General features: G+C 66.2%; 14 protein-coding genes and 1 pseudogene. All 15 read right to left on the reverse strand.

Annotated elements, in window-relative coordinates:
* The coding region (locus tag AC1DKD_RS03080) for an ABC transporter ATP-binding protein (protein WP_477142921.1) at positions 1 to 654 on the reverse strand (654 nt) is incomplete at its 3' end.
* 10 nt (positions 655 to 664) lie between these two features.
* A complete protein-coding gene (locus AC1DKD_RS03085; protein ID WP_477142922.1) occupies positions 665 to 2,452 on the reverse strand; it encodes a branched-chain amino acid ABC transporter ATP-binding protein/permease in 1,788 nt (595 codons plus the stop codon).
* A 10-nt stretch (positions 2,453 to 2,462) separates the two neighbouring features.
* Entirely contained in the window at positions 2,463 to 3,515 is a 1,053-nt protein-coding gene (locus tag AC1DKD_RS03090) for a branched-chain amino acid ABC transporter permease (protein ID WP_441637036.1), read from the reverse strand.
* Positions 3,516 to 3,938: 423 nt separating this feature from the next.
* Entirely contained in the window at positions 3,939 to 5,090 is a 1,152-nt protein-coding gene (locus AC1DKD_RS03095; RefSeq protein WP_441637034.1) for an ABC transporter substrate-binding protein, read from the reverse strand.
* Positions 5,091 to 5,498: 408 nt separating this feature from the next.
* Positions 5,499 to 6,257 carry a sulfite exporter TauE/SafE family protein gene (locus AC1DKD_RS03100; protein WP_441637032.1) on the reverse strand — a complete coding sequence of 253 codons (759 nt, stop codon included), beginning with the start codon at positions 6,255 to 6,257 and terminating at the stop codon, positions 5,499 to 5,501.
* A gap of 71 nt (positions 6,258 to 6,328) precedes the next feature.
* A complete protein-coding gene (locus tag AC1DKD_RS03105; protein ID WP_441637030.1) occupies positions 6,329 to 6,874 on the reverse strand; it encodes a hypothetical protein in 546 nt (181 codons plus the stop codon).
* 318 nt (positions 6,875 to 7,192) lie between these two features.
* Complete coding sequence (locus AC1DKD_RS03110; protein ID WP_441637028.1) at positions 7,193 to 8,224, reverse strand: branched-chain amino acid ABC transporter permease; 1,032 nt, start codon at positions 8,222 to 8,224, stop codon at positions 7,193 to 7,195.
* The gene (locus AC1DKD_RS03115; RefSeq protein WP_276287246.1) at positions 8,224 to 9,108 is read right to left on the reverse strand and encodes a branched-chain amino acid ABC transporter permease; all 885 of its coding nucleotides are present in this window, start codon (positions 9,106 to 9,108) and stop codon (positions 8,224 to 8,226) included. The genes AC1DKD_RS03110 and AC1DKD_RS03115 overlap by 1 nt, the downstream gene beginning before the upstream one ends.
* A 262-nt stretch (positions 9,109 to 9,370) precedes the next feature.
* Positions 9,371 to 10,579, reverse strand: a complete 1,209-nt coding sequence (locus AC1DKD_RS03120; RefSeq protein WP_477104695.1) for an ABC transporter substrate-binding protein — start codon at positions 10,577 to 10,579, stop codon at positions 9,371 to 9,373.
* Between the two features lie 95 nt (positions 10,580 to 10,674).
* A pseudogene (locus AC1DKD_RS03125) lies at positions 10,675 to 11,072 on the reverse strand (ATP-binding cassette domain-containing protein).
* Positions 11,073 to 11,081: 9 nt separating this feature from the next.
* Positions 11,082 to 11,858, reverse strand: a complete 777-nt coding sequence (locus AC1DKD_RS03130) for an ABC transporter ATP-binding protein (RefSeq protein ID WP_477142923.1) — start codon at positions 11,856 to 11,858, stop codon at positions 11,082 to 11,084.
* Between the two features lie 357 nt (positions 11,859 to 12,215).
* A complete protein-coding gene (locus AC1DKD_RS03135; RefSeq protein ID WP_477142924.1) occupies positions 12,216 to 13,916 on the reverse strand; it encodes a GMC family oxidoreductase in 1,701 nt (566 codons plus the stop codon).
* A gap of 168 nt (positions 13,917 to 14,084) precedes the next feature.
* The gene (locus AC1DKD_RS03140) at positions 14,085 to 15,053 is read right to left on the reverse strand and encodes an alpha/beta hydrolase (protein WP_441632509.1); all 969 of its coding nucleotides are present in this window, start codon (positions 15,051 to 15,053) and stop codon (positions 14,085 to 14,087) included.
* Between the two features lie 76 nt (positions 15,054 to 15,129).
* Positions 15,130 to 15,597, reverse strand: coding sequence for a Cu(I)-responsive transcriptional regulator (gene cueR / locus AC1DKD_RS03145; protein ID WP_441632511.1), 468 nt, complete (start codon positions 15,595 to 15,597; stop codon positions 15,130 to 15,132).
* Positions 15,594 to 18,068 (reverse strand): heavy metal translocating P-type ATPase, encoded by a 2,475-nt coding sequence (locus tag AC1DKD_RS03150; RefSeq protein WP_441632513.1) that lies wholly within the window; start codon positions 18,066 to 18,068, stop codon positions 15,594 to 15,596. Before AC1DKD_RS03150 ends, cueR begins: the two co-directional genes overlap by 4 nt.
* Positions 18,069 to 18,140: the final 72 nt, after the last annotated feature.

Consider the following 18,140-nt stretch of genomic DNA (forward strand, 5'->3'; position numbering starts at 1 on the left):
CCCCGTCTCGATCACATACCCATAGTCCGCCACCTGCAGCGCCGCGCGTGCGTTCTGCTCGATCAGCAGTGTCGCCACACCGGTCTTGCGCAGGTCGTTGATGATGTGGAAGATTTCCTTCACGATCAGCGGCGCCAGCCCGAGGCTTGGYTCRTCCARCATCAGCAGTTGCGGCTTGGCCATCAGCGCGCGSCCCACCGCCAGCATCTGGCGCTCGCCGCCGGACAGCGTGCCGGCATCCTGCYTSGCCCGCTCCTTCAGGCGCGGGAACAAGCCGTAGACCACTTCCATCTGGTCGAGAAAGTTCTTCTCCCCGGCGCGCTTGCGRCGATACGCCCCCAGCACCAGGTTGTCCGCCACGCTCATCGAGCYGAACAGCTCGCGCTTCTCCGGCACCAGGCACATGCCTCGCGCCACGCGGCCCTCCACCGGTATGCCGGCGAGGTCGTGGCCGAGATAGGTCACCGCACCGGCCGAGGAGCCGCTCACCGGCAGCGCCCCCAYGATCGCGTTGAGCATGGTGGACTTGCCCGCGCCGTTGGGGCCGATCACCGTGACGATCTTGCCCGCCTCCACTTTCAGGTTGGCGCCGTGCACCGCTTCGACCTTGCCGTAGCGCACGTGGAGGTCTTTCACTTCGAGGATCAGGCTCATTGTCTTTTCCTTACTCCACGCCGCCGAGATAGGCTTCGAGCACCGCCGGGTTCTTCTGCACGTCCTCGGGCACGCCTTCCGCGATGCGCGTGCCGAACTCCATCACCACCAGGCGGTCGGTCAGATTCATCACGAAATCCATGTCATGCTCGACCAGCAGCACGCTCATGCCCTCGCCCTTGAGCTTCTTCAGCAGTTCCGCGAGCGCCTGCTTTTCCTTGTAGCGCAGCCCCGCCGCGGGTTCGTCCAGCAGCAGCAGCGCGGGGTCGCAGCACAGCGCACGGGCGATTTCCAGGATGCGTTGCTGGCCCAGCGCGAGGCTGCCGGCCTCCATGTACATGCAGTCGGCCAGCCCCACGCGTTCGAGCTGGCGCGCGGCCTCGTGCAATAGCTTCGCCTCTTCGTTCTGGTTCATGCGCAGGATCGCCGCGGTCACGCCGCCCTGCGCCGCGAAGTCGCCGCGCAGGTGCGCGCCGATCGCCACGTTCTCCAGCACCGTCATGGTGGGCAGCAGATGCACGTGCTGGAAGGTGCGCCCGATGCCGCGCTTGACGATCTCGCGCGACGGCAGCCCGGAGATCTGCTCGCCACGATAGAGCACCTCGCCGCGCGTGGCGGGCAGCACGCCGGTGACGAGATTGAAGGTGGTGGACTTGCCTGCGCCGTTGGGACCGATCAGGCCGATGATCTCGCCGGCGCGCACCTGGAAGCTGACGTCATTGACCGCCACCAGCCCGCCGAACTCCTTGCGCGCGGCCTTCACATCAAGGATCAGCTCGCCGGCCTGCGGCTTCGCCCGCAACGGCAACCGCTCGGCCTGCGCCGGCGCCGCCACCGGCAGCCCGCTCGGGAACAGCTTCTTGATAAAGGGCCAGATGCCGTCGCKCGCGTAYTGCAGCAGCAGCACCATCAGCACGCCGAACACGATGGTTTCGAAGTTGCCGTTGGCGCCGAGCAGCTTGGGCAGCACGCCTTGCAGCACGTCCTTCAGGATGGTGAGGATGCCCGCGCCGAGCACCGCGCCCCACACATGGCCGACGCCGCCCACCACCGCCATGAACAGGTACTCGATACCGTAGTTCAGGCCAAAGGGCGTCGGGTTCACCGCGCGCTGCAGATGCGCGTAGAGGAAGCCAGAGATGCAGGCGAGTATCGCCGCCACCACAAAGATCACCACCTTCATCCACGCGGTGTTGACCCCCATCGCCTCGGCCATGGTGCCGCCGCCCTTGAGCGCGCGAATGGCGCGGCCCGGGCGCGAGTTCAGCAGGTTCTGCATGGCGATCACCGCCAGCAGCACCACGGCCCAGATCAGGTAGAACATCGAGCGGCCGGAGGCCAGATCGATGCCGAGCACGTTCAGCACCGGAATGCCGTTGAGGCCGTCGTATTTGCCGAGGAACTCCAGGTTGCCGAACAGGAAGAACAGCGACAGCCCCCAGGCGATGGTGGCCAGCGGCAGGTAGTGGCCGGACATGCGCATGGTGATCAGGCCGATCACATAAGCCGAGGCCATCGTGATCACCAGCCCCACCAGCAGGCCGAACCACGGCGACAGCCCGAACTGCGTGGTGAGGTACGCCGTGCTGTAGGCGCCCAGGCCAACGAAGGCGGCCTGCCCGAAGGAGGTCATGCCGCCCACGCCGGTGAGCAGCACCAGGCCGATGGCGACGATGCTGTACAGGCCGATGTAGTTGCCCAGGGTGATCCAGAACTCGGGGGTGGGGAGCACCGGCAACAGCGCCAGCACCACCGTGAAGGCCAGCAGGAAAATTCGGTTCTTGAGGTTCTTGTTCATGGTGTGTCCCTTATTCCTCTTCTTCCACATGCTTGCTGGTGAGCGAGCGCCACAGCAGCACGGGCAGGATCAGGGTGAACACGATGACCTCCTTGAAGGCGCTGGCCCAGAAGGAGGAATAGGATTCGAGCAGCCCCACCAGGATGGCACCCGCGGCCGCCACCGGATAACTCACCAGGCCACCCACGATGGCACCGACGAATCCCTTGAGACCGATCAGGAAGCCCGATTCGTAATAGACGGTGGTCAGCGGCGCGATCAGGATGCCGCACAACGCGCCCATCGCCGCCGCGAGCGTGAACGACAGCCGCCCGGCCTGGGTCGTGCCGATGCCCACCAGGCGCGCGCCAAGGCGATTGACCGCGGTGGCGCGCAGCGCTTTACCGGCGATGGTGCGCTCAAAGTAGAAGTACAGCGCCGCGATCAGCAACGCCGACACGCCCACCACCCACAGGCTCTGGCCGGATATCGACAGGCTGCCCACTTCGAAGCGAGCCTCGGAGAACGGCGTGGTGCGCGAGCCCTCGGCGCCGAACATCACCAGGCCCAGCCCCACCAGCGCGAAGTGCACGCCGACCGAAACGATCAGCAGCACCAGCGTGCTGGCCTCGGCCAGCGGCTGGTAGGCCAGGCGGTACAGCATGGGCCCGAGCGGAATCACGATCAGCAGGGTCAGCGCGATCTGCGCCAGCATCGGCATCGACTGTCCGTTGAAATTCTGCGCCAGCAGATGCACGGCCAGCGGGAAGACCAGGTACTTGCCCGCCAGCACGGCCAGCCGCCTTGCTGCCGTACGGCGCAGCTCGGCGCTGCCCAGGATGGTGATCGTCTCGTAGAGAAAGGTCAGCACGCCCATGACCAGCAGCAGCCAGCTGCTTTGCGGCGCATGACCAGACTGGATCGCCGCCAGGGTCAGCGCGCCATAGGCGACGAACTCCCCTTGCGGAATGAAGATGACGCGGGTCACCGAGAACACCAGCACCAGGGCCAGCGCAAGCAGCGCGTAGATGGCGCCCGAGGTGATCCCGTCCTGCGCCAGGATGGCGGCGATCGAGAGGTCCATTGTCTCCCCGTATTGTTGAATAGTCCTGCCGGCGAGGGAGGCCGGCTGGCTTGTGAAAAAACGAATTACGAAATAGTAAAGAACTTACGCATAGCGTAAATCCTGACGAACCCTTAGGTTGCGCAGTGCCGCATCGGTCATCCGCAAGCACGCACGCCAAACCTCTGATATGCCTGAAGCAGCATATCCGCGGCGCAGCGTGGCCGCCATCCCGATTCGCCCGCTCCTGCCGGCCTCGCAGACCCGTCAATTTAATTAACACGTTAAAGATCGTGCATGACGCATGCGGTGTCAAGTACGGGATTGCCTGTAGTGACGGCGCTGCCCGCTCTGCTTCCGGCAAGCCGCTGCGCACCCAATAAAAAGGGCGCATGGTTTGTCCATGCGCCCTCCTCGCACCGCCGTGCACCTATGCCGGCGGTCTTACTTGGTCTGCAGCTTCCACTTGCCGTCGACGATCTCCACCATCACGCGCGAGCGCTGGTCCAGACCGAGGTGGTCCGTCGGCGTCATGTTCATGATGCCGTGGGAGATCGGCAGTTCCTTGGTCTGCTCCATCGCATCGCGCAGCGCCTTGCGGAATTCCTTGGTACCCGGCTGGCCCTTCTTCAGCGCCTCCGGAATGGCACGCTGCAGCAGCAGGCCGGCATCCCAGGCGTGGCCGCCGAAGGTCGAGACCTGCCCGCCATACGCCTTTTCGTACGCGGTCTTGTAGGTGATGGCGGGCTTCTTGACCGGGTTGCTGTCAGGCAGTTGCTCGGCCACCAGCAGCGGGCCGGCCGGCAGGAAGGTGCCTTCGCAATCCTTGCCGCACACGCGCAGGAAGTCGGCGTTGGCCACGCCGTGCGTCTGGTAGATCTTGCCCTTCCAGCCGCGCTCCTTGAGCGCCTTGGCCGGCAACGCGGCCGGCGTACCCGAACCAGCGATCAGCACCGCATCGGGATTGCTCCCCATCATCTTGAGCACCTGKCCGGTCACGGAGGTATCGGTGCGGGCGAAGCGTTCGTTGGCCACCACCTTGATCTTGCGCATCTCGCCAACCTTGGCAAATTCCTGCGCCCAGCTATCGCCGTAGGCATCCGCGAAGCCGATAAAGGCCACCGTCTTCACGTTGTGGTTGGTCATGTGCTCGGCAATGGCGGTTGCCATGTGCGAGTCGTTCTGCGGCGTCTTGAAGACCCAGTAGCGCTTGGCGTCCATCGGCTCGATGATGCGGGCCGAGGCGGCCAGCGTGATCATCGGCGTCTCGTTCTCGGCGACGACGTCGACCATGGCCAGCGAGTTGGGCGTAACGGTGGAGCCCACCACCACGTCGACCTTGTCCTCGCTGATCAGCTTGCGCGTGTTCTTGACCGCCGTGGTGGTGTCCGATGCATCGTCCAGCACGATGTACTCGACCTTCTTGCCGGCGATCTCCTTCGGCAGCAGCGAGATGGTGTTCTTCTCGGGGATGCCCAGTGAAGCCGCGGGTCCCGTGGCCGATAGCGTTACCCCGACCTTGACCTGTGCGCTGGCGGTGCCGGCGCACAGGCCGGCGGCAGCGAGAGCCAGCAGGCTGGCGCGCTTGAATGTCATCGTGTCTCCTTCCATTGCGGCAAACGGAAAAGGCATCCGTCCCGGCCTCCGGCCGGTCGGATGCCCCAGTCTGGTGTTCTTGTCTTTCTATTCTTCTTATAGTGCCGGTCCCTCGCGGGACCGTCTCCAGGCGCAACGCCGGCGCCTGCCTGCTACCCCAGGGCACTTGGCGAATGCAAATTCGYCGCACCCCGTCTCCCGCCCGACGCTTGATCCCCGGCGGCGCTCGGCACGAACTCGCCATGCCAAGCCATGGCGCGCCGGACCGGCCGCGCATTCGCCGACCGCCCGGTCGGGAATGCGTAGCGAGTCTAGCAACAGCCATATCGGCCGGGTAGCCGGATTAACCCGCATCGCAGCATGCAAGCGACCCGGCCTCTCGCGGACATCGCGCGACGCCGTGTTGGCTCAGCGGCCGAACGCATCCCACGCGGTCTTCACAATCAGCGCGGCCACCACCACGATAAACACCCGCCGCACGAAGGCGCTGCCATGCTTGAGTGCGAGGCGGCTGCCCACCTGGCTGCCCGCCACGTTCGCCACGGCCATGACCAGGCCGAGCTGCCACCAGACATGCCCCTTCGCCGCCAGCAGCAGCAGCGCTGCCAGGTTGGTGGCGAGGTTGACCACCTTGGTCGACGCCGATGCGTGCAGGAAATCGTAGCCGAACACCCGCACGAACACGATCATCAGGAAGCTGCCGGTCCCCGGCCCGAACACACCGTCGTAGAAGCCGATGGCCGCCCCCGCCAGCAATGCCGCCGCGCGCTCCTTGCCGCCCGACAGCGACGGCGCATGCTCGGTACCCAGGCTTTTCTTGGCCACCGTGTACACCAGCAGGATGACCAGGATAAAGGGCAGTGACTTGCGCAGCGGGTCCGCGGGAATCAGCGTGAGCGCGTAGGCCCCCGCCATCGAAAAGGCGAAAGCCGACAGCATCGTCGGCAGGGTCGCACCCCAATAGATACGAACGCTGCGTCCGTAGCGAAGCGCGGCATTCGTGGTCCCGGCCAGCGAGGCTACCTTGCTGGTGCCCAGCAGCGTGGCCGGCGACATGTTGGGATAAGCGGAGAACAGGGCCGGGATCTGCACCAGGCCGCCACCGCCAGCGACGGCATCGATCAGGCCGGCAAGAAATGCGGCAACAGCGAGAAACGCGAATTCCATGGAATGCGAGAAAAATAAAGAGGGGAAAACGAAGCAGCAGAGACGGTCGCGCCAGTCAGGCGCGACACCTGTCAGCCCAGGGTCTTGGGCGCCGGCGTGAGATTGCGATGCCACAGGCCCCCGGCATGCGCGACAAAGCCCGCTGAAGCGGCCTGTGACCCACCCAGCAGCGCCGGCGCCAGGAGCATGTGCCGCACGCCGTGCGCGCGGCACCAGTCGGCCAGCAGGTCGCAACAGGCCAGCAGCACAGCGGGATCCTCTTGCGCGGCTTCCGCGCCAACCCACCACTCCACGGCTAACGCCGCCAGGCCGGACAGTTGGAGATGTGGCACCAGCGCCACGGGGAGGCATCCCACCAGCCGCGGCGCCGCAGCGGCCCCGGCCACCGCCAACACGCAGGTCCCGCGCTCGGGCCTGGCCAGCAGGTTCTCCACCAGCGCATCCCGGGCGCGCGCCGCCGCTACGGGCAACGCTTGCCGTGACTGCAGCCAGGCGCACAGGGGCCCGGCATCGGCCGGGGTGGCGAGACGTACCAATGCCTGCGGACCGGCGGGAAGGGCCGGGGCACTAGCGGGATCGGGCTGGGAAGGAAACGGGGAAGGGAAATCTGAAGGCATGGCGGGCCCGATGGCAAGGCAGCATTGTCTCATGCGCTTCTGGCTGCCCTTATGCCGATTCCACATGGCGAGGGCATTACGCACCACAAACGGGCATTCACGGGTATCGAGCGGGCATTAAAAAAGGCGTTGCCAGGGATCACCCGGCAACGCCCTCATCTTATATTGGCACTCCAGCCTAGTGACTGCGCGCCTGTCGTCTCCTCGCTTCCGCCTCCATTTAACCTGCGAAAACCGTATATGGAATGTAACGAAGCGGTGCGTTTCCAGCAAGCTAGAAGAAACCCTAGCCCCAAAACCGGGCATGTATCCCGGCGGTCACTCCCGGGACTTCCCGAAGAAGCGCGCCATCACTTCACCCATGATGCCGCGGCGGAAAGTCAGCACGCAGATCACGAAGATCACGCCGGTGACCATTGTGACGGACTCGCCCAGCGTGCCGAACCACTCGATGCCCGTCGCCGACGCCAGGAAGTTGCCGATATCGCCGAGCTTGTTCTCAAGGGCCACCACCACGAAAGCGCCGACCAGCGGACCGGACAGTGTACCCAGCCCGCCCACCAGCGTCATCAGGATCACCGAGCCCGACATCGACCAGTGCACGTCGGTCAAGGTGGCAAAGCCCAGCACCAGCGCCTTGATCGAGCCGGCCAGCCCGGACAGCGCGGCGGACAGCACGAACGCCATCAGCTTGAAGCGGTCGGTATCGTAGCCCAGCGAGATGGTACGCGGCTCGTTCTCCTTGATCGCCTTGAGGATCTGCCCGAACGGGGAATGCACGACGCGCACGATCAGCGCGAAGGCCGCCACGATGATGGCCAGCGCCACATAGTAGAGCGTCAGGTCGTTGGCCAGCGGCAGCAGGCCAAACAGCTTGCCGCGCGGAATGCCCTGCAGCCCGTCCTCGCCGCCGGTGTACGGCACCTGCAGGCAAAAGAAGAACAGCATCTGCGCCAGCGCCAGCGTGATCATCGAAAAGTAAATGCCCTGGCGCCGGATCGCGATATATCCCACCACATACCCGATCAGGGCACCAGCCAGCGTGCCCAGCACCAGCCCGACCTCGGGCGTGACGCCCCACGCCTTCATGGCATGGCCGGCCGTGTAGGCCGCGCCGCCGAAGAAGGCGGCATGGCCGAACGACAACAGGCCCGTGTAGCCGATCAGCAGGTTGAAGGCGCAGGCGAACAGCGCGAAGCACAGCACCTTCAACACGAACACGGGATACGCCCCGGCCATCGGCGCCAGGATCAGCGCCAGCAGCAACAATCCGTACAACAGTTTCTTCTGCACGCCCCGCCCCTGTCTTGTCTGCCCTGCGGCCACCGCCGCGCCGGTTGGTTGGTTCATCACTTCTCCCTCCCGAACAGTCCGGCCGGGCGCAGCATCAGCACGATCACCATGATGAAGAACACGACCGTGGATGAGGCCTCGGGATAGAACACCTTGGTCAGGCCTTCGACCACGCCCAGGCCAAGGCCGGTCAGGATCGAACCCATGATCGAGCCCATGCCGCCGATCACCACCACGGCAAACACGATGATGATCAGGTTCTGCCCCATCAGCGGCGAAATCTGGATCACCGGGGCCGCCAGCACACCGGCGAACGCAGCCAGCGCCACGCCGAAGCCGTAGGTCAGCGTCACCATCAGTGGCACGTTGACGCCGAAGGCCTCGACCAGCTTGGGATTCTCGGTGCCCGCGCGCAGGTAGGCACCCAGCTTGGTCTTCTCGATCAGGTACCACGTGGAGAAGCACACCACCAGTGAAGCCGCCACCACCCAGGCCCGGTAATTCGGCAAGATCATGAAGCCCAGGTCGGTTGCGCCGCTGAGCGCCTCGGGCGCCGAGTACGGCAACCCGGACACACCGTAGATCGACCGGAAGATGCCTTCGATCACCAGCGTGATGCCCAGGGTCAGCAGCAAGCCGTAGATATGGTCGAGCTTGTAGATCCAGCGCAGCATCGTGCGCTCGATCACGATCCCGATCAGCGCCACCGCCAGCGGCGACAGCACGAGCATCACCCAGTAGTTGAGCTCGAAGTAATTCATGCCCATCCAGGCCAGCACCGCGCCGAGCATGAACAGCGCCCCGTGGGCGAAATTGATGACGTTGAGCAGCCCGAAAATGACCGCAAGGCCAAGGCTCAACATCGCGTAGAAAGCACCGTTGACCAGTCCCAGCAGTAACTGGGACAGCATGGCGGGCAGAGGAATACCGAAGATGTCCATCGCAGGCGTTACCGTTTGCGCACCAGCCGGGATCCGTCGTTCCCCGCCAGCAAGGCGCAGTCAAAATGAAGCGTGCCGGTCCTGCCCTGACACAATGCCTGAGGCAGTATCACCACGCCGGAATCATCTTGCTTGTGCCTCCAGGCGGGAACCCAGCGCCGTTGCTGGCCCGGTGCAAAGAAAGACACTGGACCCCCGCTTCGGTCCCCGTAGAAGGCACCGGGCGCGGGGGCGACATACGTCATGCATTCACATCACGTTATTACTTCTTCATCAGCGCGCACTTCGATTCCGCCACCGTGGTGAAGGCCTGGTCGCCAGGAATGGTGGCCACCACCTTCATGTAATCCCAGGGCTTCTTGGATTCCGCCGGCGCCTTCACCTGCATCAGGTACATATCGTGGATGCCGCGGCCGTCCTGGCGGATGTAGCCCTTGGTGTAGAAGTCGTTGATCTTGGTCTTCTTCAGTTCGGCCATGACCTTGTCCGGGTCATCGGTCTTGGCTGCCTCGACCGCCTTCAGGTAGGTATGCGCCGCGGAGTAGTCGGCCGCCTGCAGGCTGCTCGGCATCTTCTTCATCTTGGCGAAGAAGCGCGTGGCGAACTTGCGGGTATCGTCGTTCATGTCCCAGTACCAGCTGTCGGTCATCAGCAGGCCTTCGGTGTTCTTCAACCCCAGGCTGTGGATATCGTTGATGAACATCAGCAGGCCGGCGATCTTCATATTCTTGGTGATGCCGAATTCCTTGGCCGCCTTGATCGAATTGATGGTGTCGCCACCGGCATTGGCCAGGCCCAGGATCTGGGCCTTCGACGACTGCGCCTGCAGCAGGAAGGACGAGAAATCGGAGGCGTTCAGCGGATGGCGCACCGAACCCGCCACGGTGCCGCCATTGGCCTTCACCACGGCGGCGGTGTCGGTCTCGAGCGAGTGGCCGAACGCATAGTCGGCGGTCAGGAAGAACCACGACTTGCCGCCCTGCTTGACCACCGCGCTGCCCGTGCCCTTGGCCAGCGCCACCGTGTCATACGCATAGTGCACGGTGTATGGCGAGCATTCCTCGTTGGTCAGGCGCGCAGTGCCGGCGCCGATATTGATGTAGACCCTCTTCTTCTCCGACGCCACCTTGTTCATGGCCAGCGCGGTGCCGGAATTGGTGCCGCCGATCAGCACGTCGAGGCCCTGCTGGTCCATCCACTCGCGCGCCTTCGAGGCGGCGATATCGGCCTTGTTCTGGTGATCCGCCGAGACCAGTTCGATCGGCTTGCCCAGCACCTTGCCGCCGTTGTCTTCAATCGCCATCTTGATGGCCTCGAGGCCGCCCGGGCCGTCGATGTCGGCGTACAGGCCCGACAAGTCGGTGATATAGCCGATCTTGACGGTATCGCCCGAGACCTGTGCCGATGCCGTACCCGTTGCCACGCCCGCTACGATAGCCGCCAGAGCGACCGCCACCCGAGTCATCTTCATTACCTGTCTCCTTAGTTTCGGCGGCACGTTACGCCACCCGTTCCTGCCCTAAAACAATGCCTGCGATGCATGCCGGCGATGTGCGCCGGCGTGAATCAGACCCCAAGCAGTTCATTCAGCACCGGCATCTTGGCCTGCAGCTCCGCGGCCGCGAAGCGCTCGACGATGGTGCCGTGTTCCATCACATAAAAGCGATCGGCCAGCGGCGCGGCGAAGCGGAAGTTCTGCTCCACCATCACCACCGTGTAGCCCTTCTTCTTGAGCATCAGGATCATGCGCCGATGGTCTCGGTGCCGTTGACGCGGATCGAACCCTTGCGCTGGCCGGTCAGGCCCATGATCGCGCGCAGCGTGGTGGTGCGCCCGGCCCCGTTGCGGCCCAGCAGCGTCACCACCTCGCCGGGATTCACGGTCAGGTCCACGCCATGCAGGATGTGCGATTCGCCGTACCAGGCGTGCAGGTCCTTGATTTCTAGTGCGGGCGTTGTGCTCATCCTGGCTCCTCAGTGCGCGCCCTGCAGTTCAGCGTCGACGGTGCCCATGTAGGCCTCCATCACGCGCGGGTCTTTCGATACTTCGGCGTACGGCCCTTCGGCCAGGATCGCGCCGCGCTGCAATACCGTGATCTTGTCGGCGATCGACGAGACCACGTTCATATTGTGTTCGACCATCAGGATGGTGCGCCCCACCGCCACCTTGCGGATCAGTTCGGTGACACGCGCCACGTCCTCATGGCCCATGCCCTGGGTGGGTTCGTCGAGCAGCATCAGCTCCGGCTCCATCGCCAGCGTGGTGGCGATCTCCAGCGCGCGCTTGCGGCCATACGGCAGGTTGACGGTCACGGTCTGCGCGACGTCGGTCAGGCCGACCTGATCGAGCARCTCCATGCCGCGCCCGTTGAGCGTGTCGAGCGTGTTCTCGCTGCGCCAGAAATGATAGGACGTGCCGAGCTGCCGCTGCAGGCCGATGCGCACGTTCTCCAGCACCGTCAGGTGCGGGAACACGGCCGAGATCTGGAACGAACGGATCACGCCGCGCCGGGCGATCTGCGCCGGTTTCTCGCGCGTGATGTCGATGCCGTTGAACAGGATCGTGCCGGTCGTCGGCTCTAGGAACTTGGTGAGCAGGTTGAAGCACGTGGTCTTGCCGGCGCCGTTGGGGCCGATCAAGGCATGGATGGACCCGCGGCTCACCCGCAGGTTGACGTCGCTCACCGCGGTAAACCCCTTGAACTCCTTGGTGAGGTTCCGCGTTTCCAGGATCGTGTCTTGCTGATTCATGGTCTCCTGCCCGCCCTCTTGCTGCGGCCCCGGCTTCTGGTCGGCACCGCCAAATGGTCAGAACTGTGGTGCCTGTCGCACCACCACGGCACGGGTCGCGCCAATCCAGTTGCGCTCCCCGTGGCTGCTGCGGCGTTGGCGCCGCTTGTCTTTTTCTACCCGCCGTGCCCCGCCCTCCCTGAACGCGCGACGCGCCCTGGGGAGGGCGCGCCAATGTGAGCGGTACTGCACGGCATCTCGGCGTCTATTGTGTGCGTCTGCTGCGTCGCAAAACATCCGGGTTTGCACTAATTATGAAACATGAACCAGATGTCAGGTTGGTGTCAGGTTCGCGTCAGTTTTGCGATGCCGGCGCATTCAGGCCTGGGTTGCGGCTCCCGCCTTGACGGCGAGCGAGGCTTCCGCCGGGGAAACAGCATCCCCCGCCACCTTGCCGGCCACGCCGCTCACGCGCAGGCGCCGGTCTTCGCGGATCATGTCGCTGGCGCGCTCCGCGATCATGATGGTGGGCGAGTTGGTATTGCCCGAGGTGATCAGCGGCATCACCGAGGCATCCACCACGCGCAGACCATCGATGCCGATCACGCGCAGGCGCTGGTCCACCACCGCCTGCGGATCGTCGGGACGCCCCATGCGGCAGGTGCCCACCGGATGGAAGATAGTGGTGCCGATTTCGCTCGCTGCCTGAGCGAGCTGCTCGTCGGTCTGCAGGGCCGCGCCGGGCAGCCATTCCAGCGGCTTGTAGGGTGCCAGCGCCGGCGATGCCACGATGCGCCGCGTCAACCGCAGCGAATCTGCCGCGACCTTGCGGTCCGCATCGGTGGACAGGTAATTGGGCGCGATCACCGGCGCATGGCGGAAGTCCGGATCGGCGATATGCACGCTGCCGCGCGAGGTCGGGCGCAGATTGCACACGCTGGCCGTGAAGGCATTGAAGCGATGGAGCGGATCGCCGAACTTGTCGAGCGATAGCGGCTGGACGTGGTACTCGAGATTGGGCCGCGCGTACGAAGCGTCCGAGCGCGCGAACGCGCCCAGTTGCGACGGCGCCATGCTCATCGGGCCGCTCTGGTTGACCGCGTACTGCAGGCCGATGCCGAGCTTGCCCCACCAACTGCCCGCGCGGGTATTGAGCGTGCGCACGCCTTCCACCTTCACCACGCTGCGCAGTTGCAGGTGRTCCTGCAGGTTCTCGCCCACGCCSGGCAGCGCMTGSCGCACRSRGATRCCSAGCGMCYGCAGCCGCTCSGGCTGSCCGAYGCCGGACAGCTCCAGCAGCTGSGGCGWATTGACCGCGCCCGCCGCCAGGATCACCTCCTCGCGCGCCGCCACCGTGAACGGCGTGCCGCCGCCGAGATAGGCCACGCCGCTGCAACGCCGTCCATCGAACGTCAGGGCGCTGACCTGCGCGCCGGTGACGATGGTCAGGTTGGGCCGTTCGGCCGCGCGGCGCAGGAAGGCCTTGGCGGTATTCCAGCGAATGCCGCGGCGCTGGTTGACCTCGAAGTAGCCCACGCCGAAGTTATCGCCGCGATTGAAATCGTCGGTGCGCGGGATGCCGGCCTGCTCGGCGGCCTCGATGAAGCGCTCAAGGATATCCCAGTGCAGACGCTGCCCTTCCACCCGCCATTCGCCGCCGGCGCCGTGGAATTCGTCGCCGCCGCGATGATGGTCCTCGCTGCGCTTGAACAGCGGCAGCACATTGTCCCAGCGCCAGCCGTCGTCGCCCGTCAGGCGTGCCCAGTCGTCATAGTCCTCGCGCTGCCCGCGCATATAGATCATGCCGTTGATCGACGACGAGCCGCCCAGCACGCGCCCGCGCGGATAGCCCAGCGTGCGGCCGTTCAGGCCAGCCTCCGCGGCGGTGCGGTACATCCAGTCGGTGCGGGGGTTGCCGATGCAATACAGGTAGCCCACCGGGATATGGATCCAGTGATAGTCGTCGCGCCCGCCGGCTTCGAGCAGCAACACGCTCACCTCGGGGTCCAGGGTCAGGCGGTTGGCCAGCACGCAGCCGGCCGAACCGGCGCCGACGATGATGTAGTCGTAAGTCTCCATGCTTTTTCTTGTCAGGCCTTGCGCCGCGTTTGAAAGGGTTGAAGATGGGCCCGCACGGGAACGCTCCGCCGGGCTTGCGAAACCATGCGGCCCTGCGCGGGCTGCGGAACTTGGGCCATGGCCGCGCGCAATGGTTCAGGAAGCCGCAGCCGGCAACGCATCATGCGCTCACGCAGCCTGCGGCTGCAAATGCTTGCGCAGCCAATCGGCGAGCGCGGCAAAAACCTCGCCGCGCAACGGCTGGGCCTCGTTGAAAATCTCGTGGTAAGCGCCATCGAACCAGCGCGCTTCGCACAGGTCGCGCGGCGCACTATCGCAGAAGCGGCGGCTACCGGCCGGGTCGACGATGCGATCGTCGCCCGCGACGAGCATCAGCGTGGGCGCTTCCAGCAAGATCGCATCGGCCTGCGCCTGCGCCATGCCGCGCAGGAACGTCTCGAGCACGCTGGCGCTGATGGTGCCCTGCACCAGCGGATCGGCGCGATACCGCGCCACCACCGCCGCATCGTGCGAGAGGTAGCGCGCGTCGATCGGGTTCGGCACGCGCAGGCGCGGCGCCAGCGCCAGCAATATGTGGTGCAGCGTCAGCATCGGTGCGGAGAGTTTCAATGCCAGCGCCGGCGACGACAGCACCAGCGCGCGCACGGGCCGCACCCGTGCCGTGGCAAAACGCGCCGCCACCAGGCCGCCCATGCTATGGCCCAGCAGGAATGGCAGTTCCTTCCACTGGCTCAAGGCCGCATCGTGGATTTCGGTGAGGTCGTCGACAAACACGTCCGGGTGCCCGGCCACCATGCGCGGACCGCCGCTGGCGCCATGGCCCCGCTGGTCGTAGGCGCGCACGCGCAGGCCCAGGCCGCACAACAGCTCGGCCACGTGCTGGTAGCGGCCGCAATGCTCGGCCAGGCCATGAACCAGCAAGAGCGAGCCAGTGGCCTCGGGAAAGGAGTCGGGATCGGGCTGCCAGGTACGCAGCAGCAGCTCCGTGCCGTCACGCATGCGCTGGCGGCTTTCAGAGGGAACGACAGGCCGCGCCGGTGCCGCGGCGCCGGAACCAGCGCCACCGGCCTCGCCGGCACCACCGCCAGCAATGCTCGCGGGAGCCCCGGCGGGAGCAGCGGTACTCGGTCGATCCATGCGATTGGTCTCCATATCTGTTCCGCTACGGTGGTGCTGGTACGGCGCTACGGTTCCACTGGCCGGCGCCGCGCGGCTAGGTGGCCGCCGTGCCGTCCCCTTCACGGGCATGGCGATGGCAATCAGGCATTGCCACGCCGCCAGCCTCGTCCAGGCCGGCCCGCGCCATATCCGCCAGGATCGGGCAATCGGGCCGCGCGTCGCCGCTGCAGGCCTCGGCCAGCTGGCGCAGCGTGTCGCGCATGGCGGCCAGCTCGGCGATGCGCTGCTCTAGCTCCGCCACGTGACGCAAGGTAAGCGCCTTGACATCGGCGCTGGCCCGCGCGCGGTCATGCCACAACGACAGCAGGCCGCGTATCTCGTCCAGCGAGAACCCGAGATTACGGGCACGCCGCACGAAGCGCAAGGTGTGCACCGCGCGCTCGTCGTAGCGCCGGTAGCCGCCCTCGCTGCGCGGCGGCGCCGCCAGCAAGCCGATGGCTTCGTAGTGCCGGATCATCTTGGCGGAGACGCCGGAAGCTTGTGCCGCTTCACCGATATTCATGCTCTGTCTCCCGCCGGCTTCCAGCGCCGCAACAACAGTGCATTGCCGACCACGCTCACGCTGGAGAATGCCATGGCCGCGCCGGCCACCACCGGGTTCAGCAAGCCGGCTGCCGCCAGGGGGATACCGATCACATTGTAGAAGAAGGCCCAGAACAGGTTCTCGCGAATCTTGCGCACAGTGCGGCGCGAGATCGCCAGCGCATCGGCCACCAGCGCCGGATCCCCGCGCATCAGCGTGATGCCGGCGGCATGCATGGCCACGTCGGTGCCGGTGGACATGGCAATCCCGACATCGGCAGCGGCCAGCGCCGGCGCATCGTTGATGCCGTCGCCCACCATCGCCACCACGGTGCCACCCGCCTTGAGTCCGATGACGCGCTCCGCCTTGTCGGCCGGCAGCACTTCCGCCTGCACCTCGTCCAGCCCGAGCGTCTCGGCCACGCGTGCCGCGGCTCCCCTGTTGTCGCCGGACAGCATCACGGTACGCACGCCAGCGGCACGCAGCCGGTCGATCGCGCGGCGCGCGCCGGGCTTGATGGCGTCGCCAAAAGCGACCAGGCCCAGCACGCGCGGCAGTCCTTGCGCAGGCGACGCATCCTGCGCGCCCGTCTCGATCAGCCAGGACACCGTGCGCCCCTGGTCCTGCAGTGCTTGCGCCTGTGCGCCGAGCGTACCCGGTGCTGCGCCCAGCGAAGCACGCAGGCGCTCGCTGCCGAGCTGCAGCGCCACGCCGTCCACCTTGCCGGCCAGGCCCATGCCCGGCAGCGCGCGCACATCGGTAGCCGTCGGCGCCTCGATGCCGCGCGCACGGGCCGCCGCCAGCACGGCATGCGCGAGCGGATGCTCGCTGCCGGCCTGCAGCGCGGCCAGGCGTGCCAGCAAGCGTTGCGCTTCGTCCGCGCCGGCGCCTTCGGGCACCGCCAGCGCCACCACTTCCGGCTTGCCCACCGTGAGCGTGCCGGTCTTGTCGAAAGCCACCACCTTGACCCGGTGCGCCACTTCCAGTGCCTCGGCGTCCTTGATCAGGATGCCGGCGCGCGCGCCCGCGCCGGTGCCCGCCATGATCGCCGTCGGCGTCGCCAGGCCGAGCGCGCACGGGCAGGCGATCACCAGCACAGCCACCGCGTTGAGCAAGGCCGCTTCCCAGTTGCCGCCGAGCACGCCCCAGCCCAGCAGCGTGACCATGGCGATACCCAGCACTACCGGCACGAACACCGAGCTGACGCGGTCGACCATGCGCTGGATCGGCGCCTTGGCCGCCTGCGCGTGCTCGACCATGCGGATAATGCGGGCCAGCACCGTTTCAGCGCCCACCGCCACGGTGCGCGCAACCAGACGGCCTTCGTAATTGATGGCACCGCCGGTCAGCAGCGTGCCAGGCTCCTTGGGCACCGGCAGGCTCTCGCCGGTCAGCATCGATTCGTCGGCATGACTGCTGCCCTCGATCACTTGAGCGTCGACGGGCACGCGTGCGCCCGGCAGCACCACGATCTCGTCGCCCACCCGTACCAAGCCCAGTGGCACCGTGACTTCGCCGCCATCGCGACGCACGATCGCGCTATCGGGGCGCAGCGCGGCAAGCGCGCGGATGGCGTCGGCGGTCTGGCGCTTGGCGCGCGTCTCCAGCCACTTGCCCAGCCGCACCAGCGTGATGACCACCGCCGCGCTTTCGAAGTAGAGGTGCGGCATGCCGTCCGCGCCGCGCCACATCAGCCACAGGGACAAGCCATAGGCCGCCGAAGTGCCGAGCGCGACCAGCAGGTCCATATTGCCGGCGCCCGCGCGCACCGCCTTCCAGCCCGCCTTATAGAAACGCCAGCCGAAGACGAACTGCACGGGCGTGGCCAGCAACCATTGCACCCAGGCCGGCAGCATCCAGTGCACGCCGAACCATTGCGCCACCATCGGCGCCACCAGCGGCAGCGACAGCGCCGCCGAGATCGCCACCGGCCACGGCCCGGACCAGAAGCCCTCGCCTGCCGCGCCCGCGGGCAATTCGCCGCCCACCGGCACGGCGCCATAGCCGGCGCGCGCGACCGCCGCGGCCAGCGCATCGGCGTCCACGGCACCGCGCAGCACCGTGACCTCGGCCTGCTCCGTGGCCAGGTTGACCTGCGCATCCACCACGCCCGGCACCGCTTTCAAGGCACGCTCGACGCGGGCCACGCAGGACGCGCACGTCATGTCGCTGATGGACAAGGCAATGGCCTGGTGCGGTACCTCGTAGCCGGCAGCCTTCACCGCCTCGGCCGCGGCGGGCAACACCGCCGCGCTATCGGCTTGCAGCGTGGCCTCTTCGGTGGCGAGGTTAACGGCGACCTGCCGCACGCCAGGCACTTTGCCCAGCGCGGTTTCGACACGCCGCACGCATGAGGCGCACGTCATGCCGCCGATCGGCAGGCGCCATTCGGAAGCCGGCGCGCTCGCCGCTGCGCCGGGTACGGGAAGAACTTGGGAATTGGCGGGCATGGCCTGAAGGAAAGAGATCCTCAATGATGACCAACACATGATGGACCTTACCATGCTGGGAAGGTCAAGGGC

This window comes from Cupriavidus sp. 05T313 (assembly GCF_056396665.1).

What these genes read in the sequence shown, in the direction of transcription:
- AC1DKD_RS03150 (WP_441632513.1), bottom strand. Translation starts at nt 18,068, where the DNA reads ATGCCCGCCAATTCCCAAGTTCTTCCCGTACCCGGCGCAGCGGCGAGC.
- AC1DKD_RS03115 (WP_276287246.1), bottom strand. Translation starts at nt 9,108, where the DNA reads ATGGACATCTTCGGTATTCCTCTGCCCGCCATGCTGTCCCAGTTACTG.
- AC1DKD_RS03105 (WP_441637030.1), bottom strand. Translation starts at nt 6,874, where the DNA reads ATGCCTTCAGATTTCCCTTCCCCGTTTCCTTCCCAGCCCGATCCCGCT.
- AC1DKD_RS03100 (WP_441637032.1), bottom strand. Translation starts at nt 6,257, where the DNA reads ATGGAATTCGCGTTTCTCGCTGTTGCCGCATTTCTTGCCGGCCTGATC.
- AC1DKD_RS03140 (WP_441632509.1), bottom strand. Translation starts at nt 15,053, where the DNA reads ATGGATCGACCGAGTACCGCTGCTCCCGCCGGGGCTCCCGCGAGCATT.
- cueR (WP_441632511.1), bottom strand. Translation starts at nt 15,597, where the DNA reads ATGAATATCGGTGAAGCGGCACAAGCTTCCGGCGTCTCCGCCAAGATG.
- AC1DKD_RS03090 (WP_441637036.1), bottom strand. Translation starts at nt 3,515, where the DNA reads ATGGACCTCTCGATCGCCGCCATCCTGGCGCAGGACGGGATCACCTCG.
- AC1DKD_RS03120 (WP_477104695.1), bottom strand. Translation starts at nt 10,579, where the DNA reads ATGAAGATGACTCGGGTGGCGGTCGCTCTGGCGGCTATCGTAGCGGGC.
- AC1DKD_RS03110 (WP_441637028.1), bottom strand. Translation starts at nt 8,224, where the DNA reads ATGAACCAACCAACCGGCGCGGCGGTGGCCGCAGGGCAGACAAGACAG.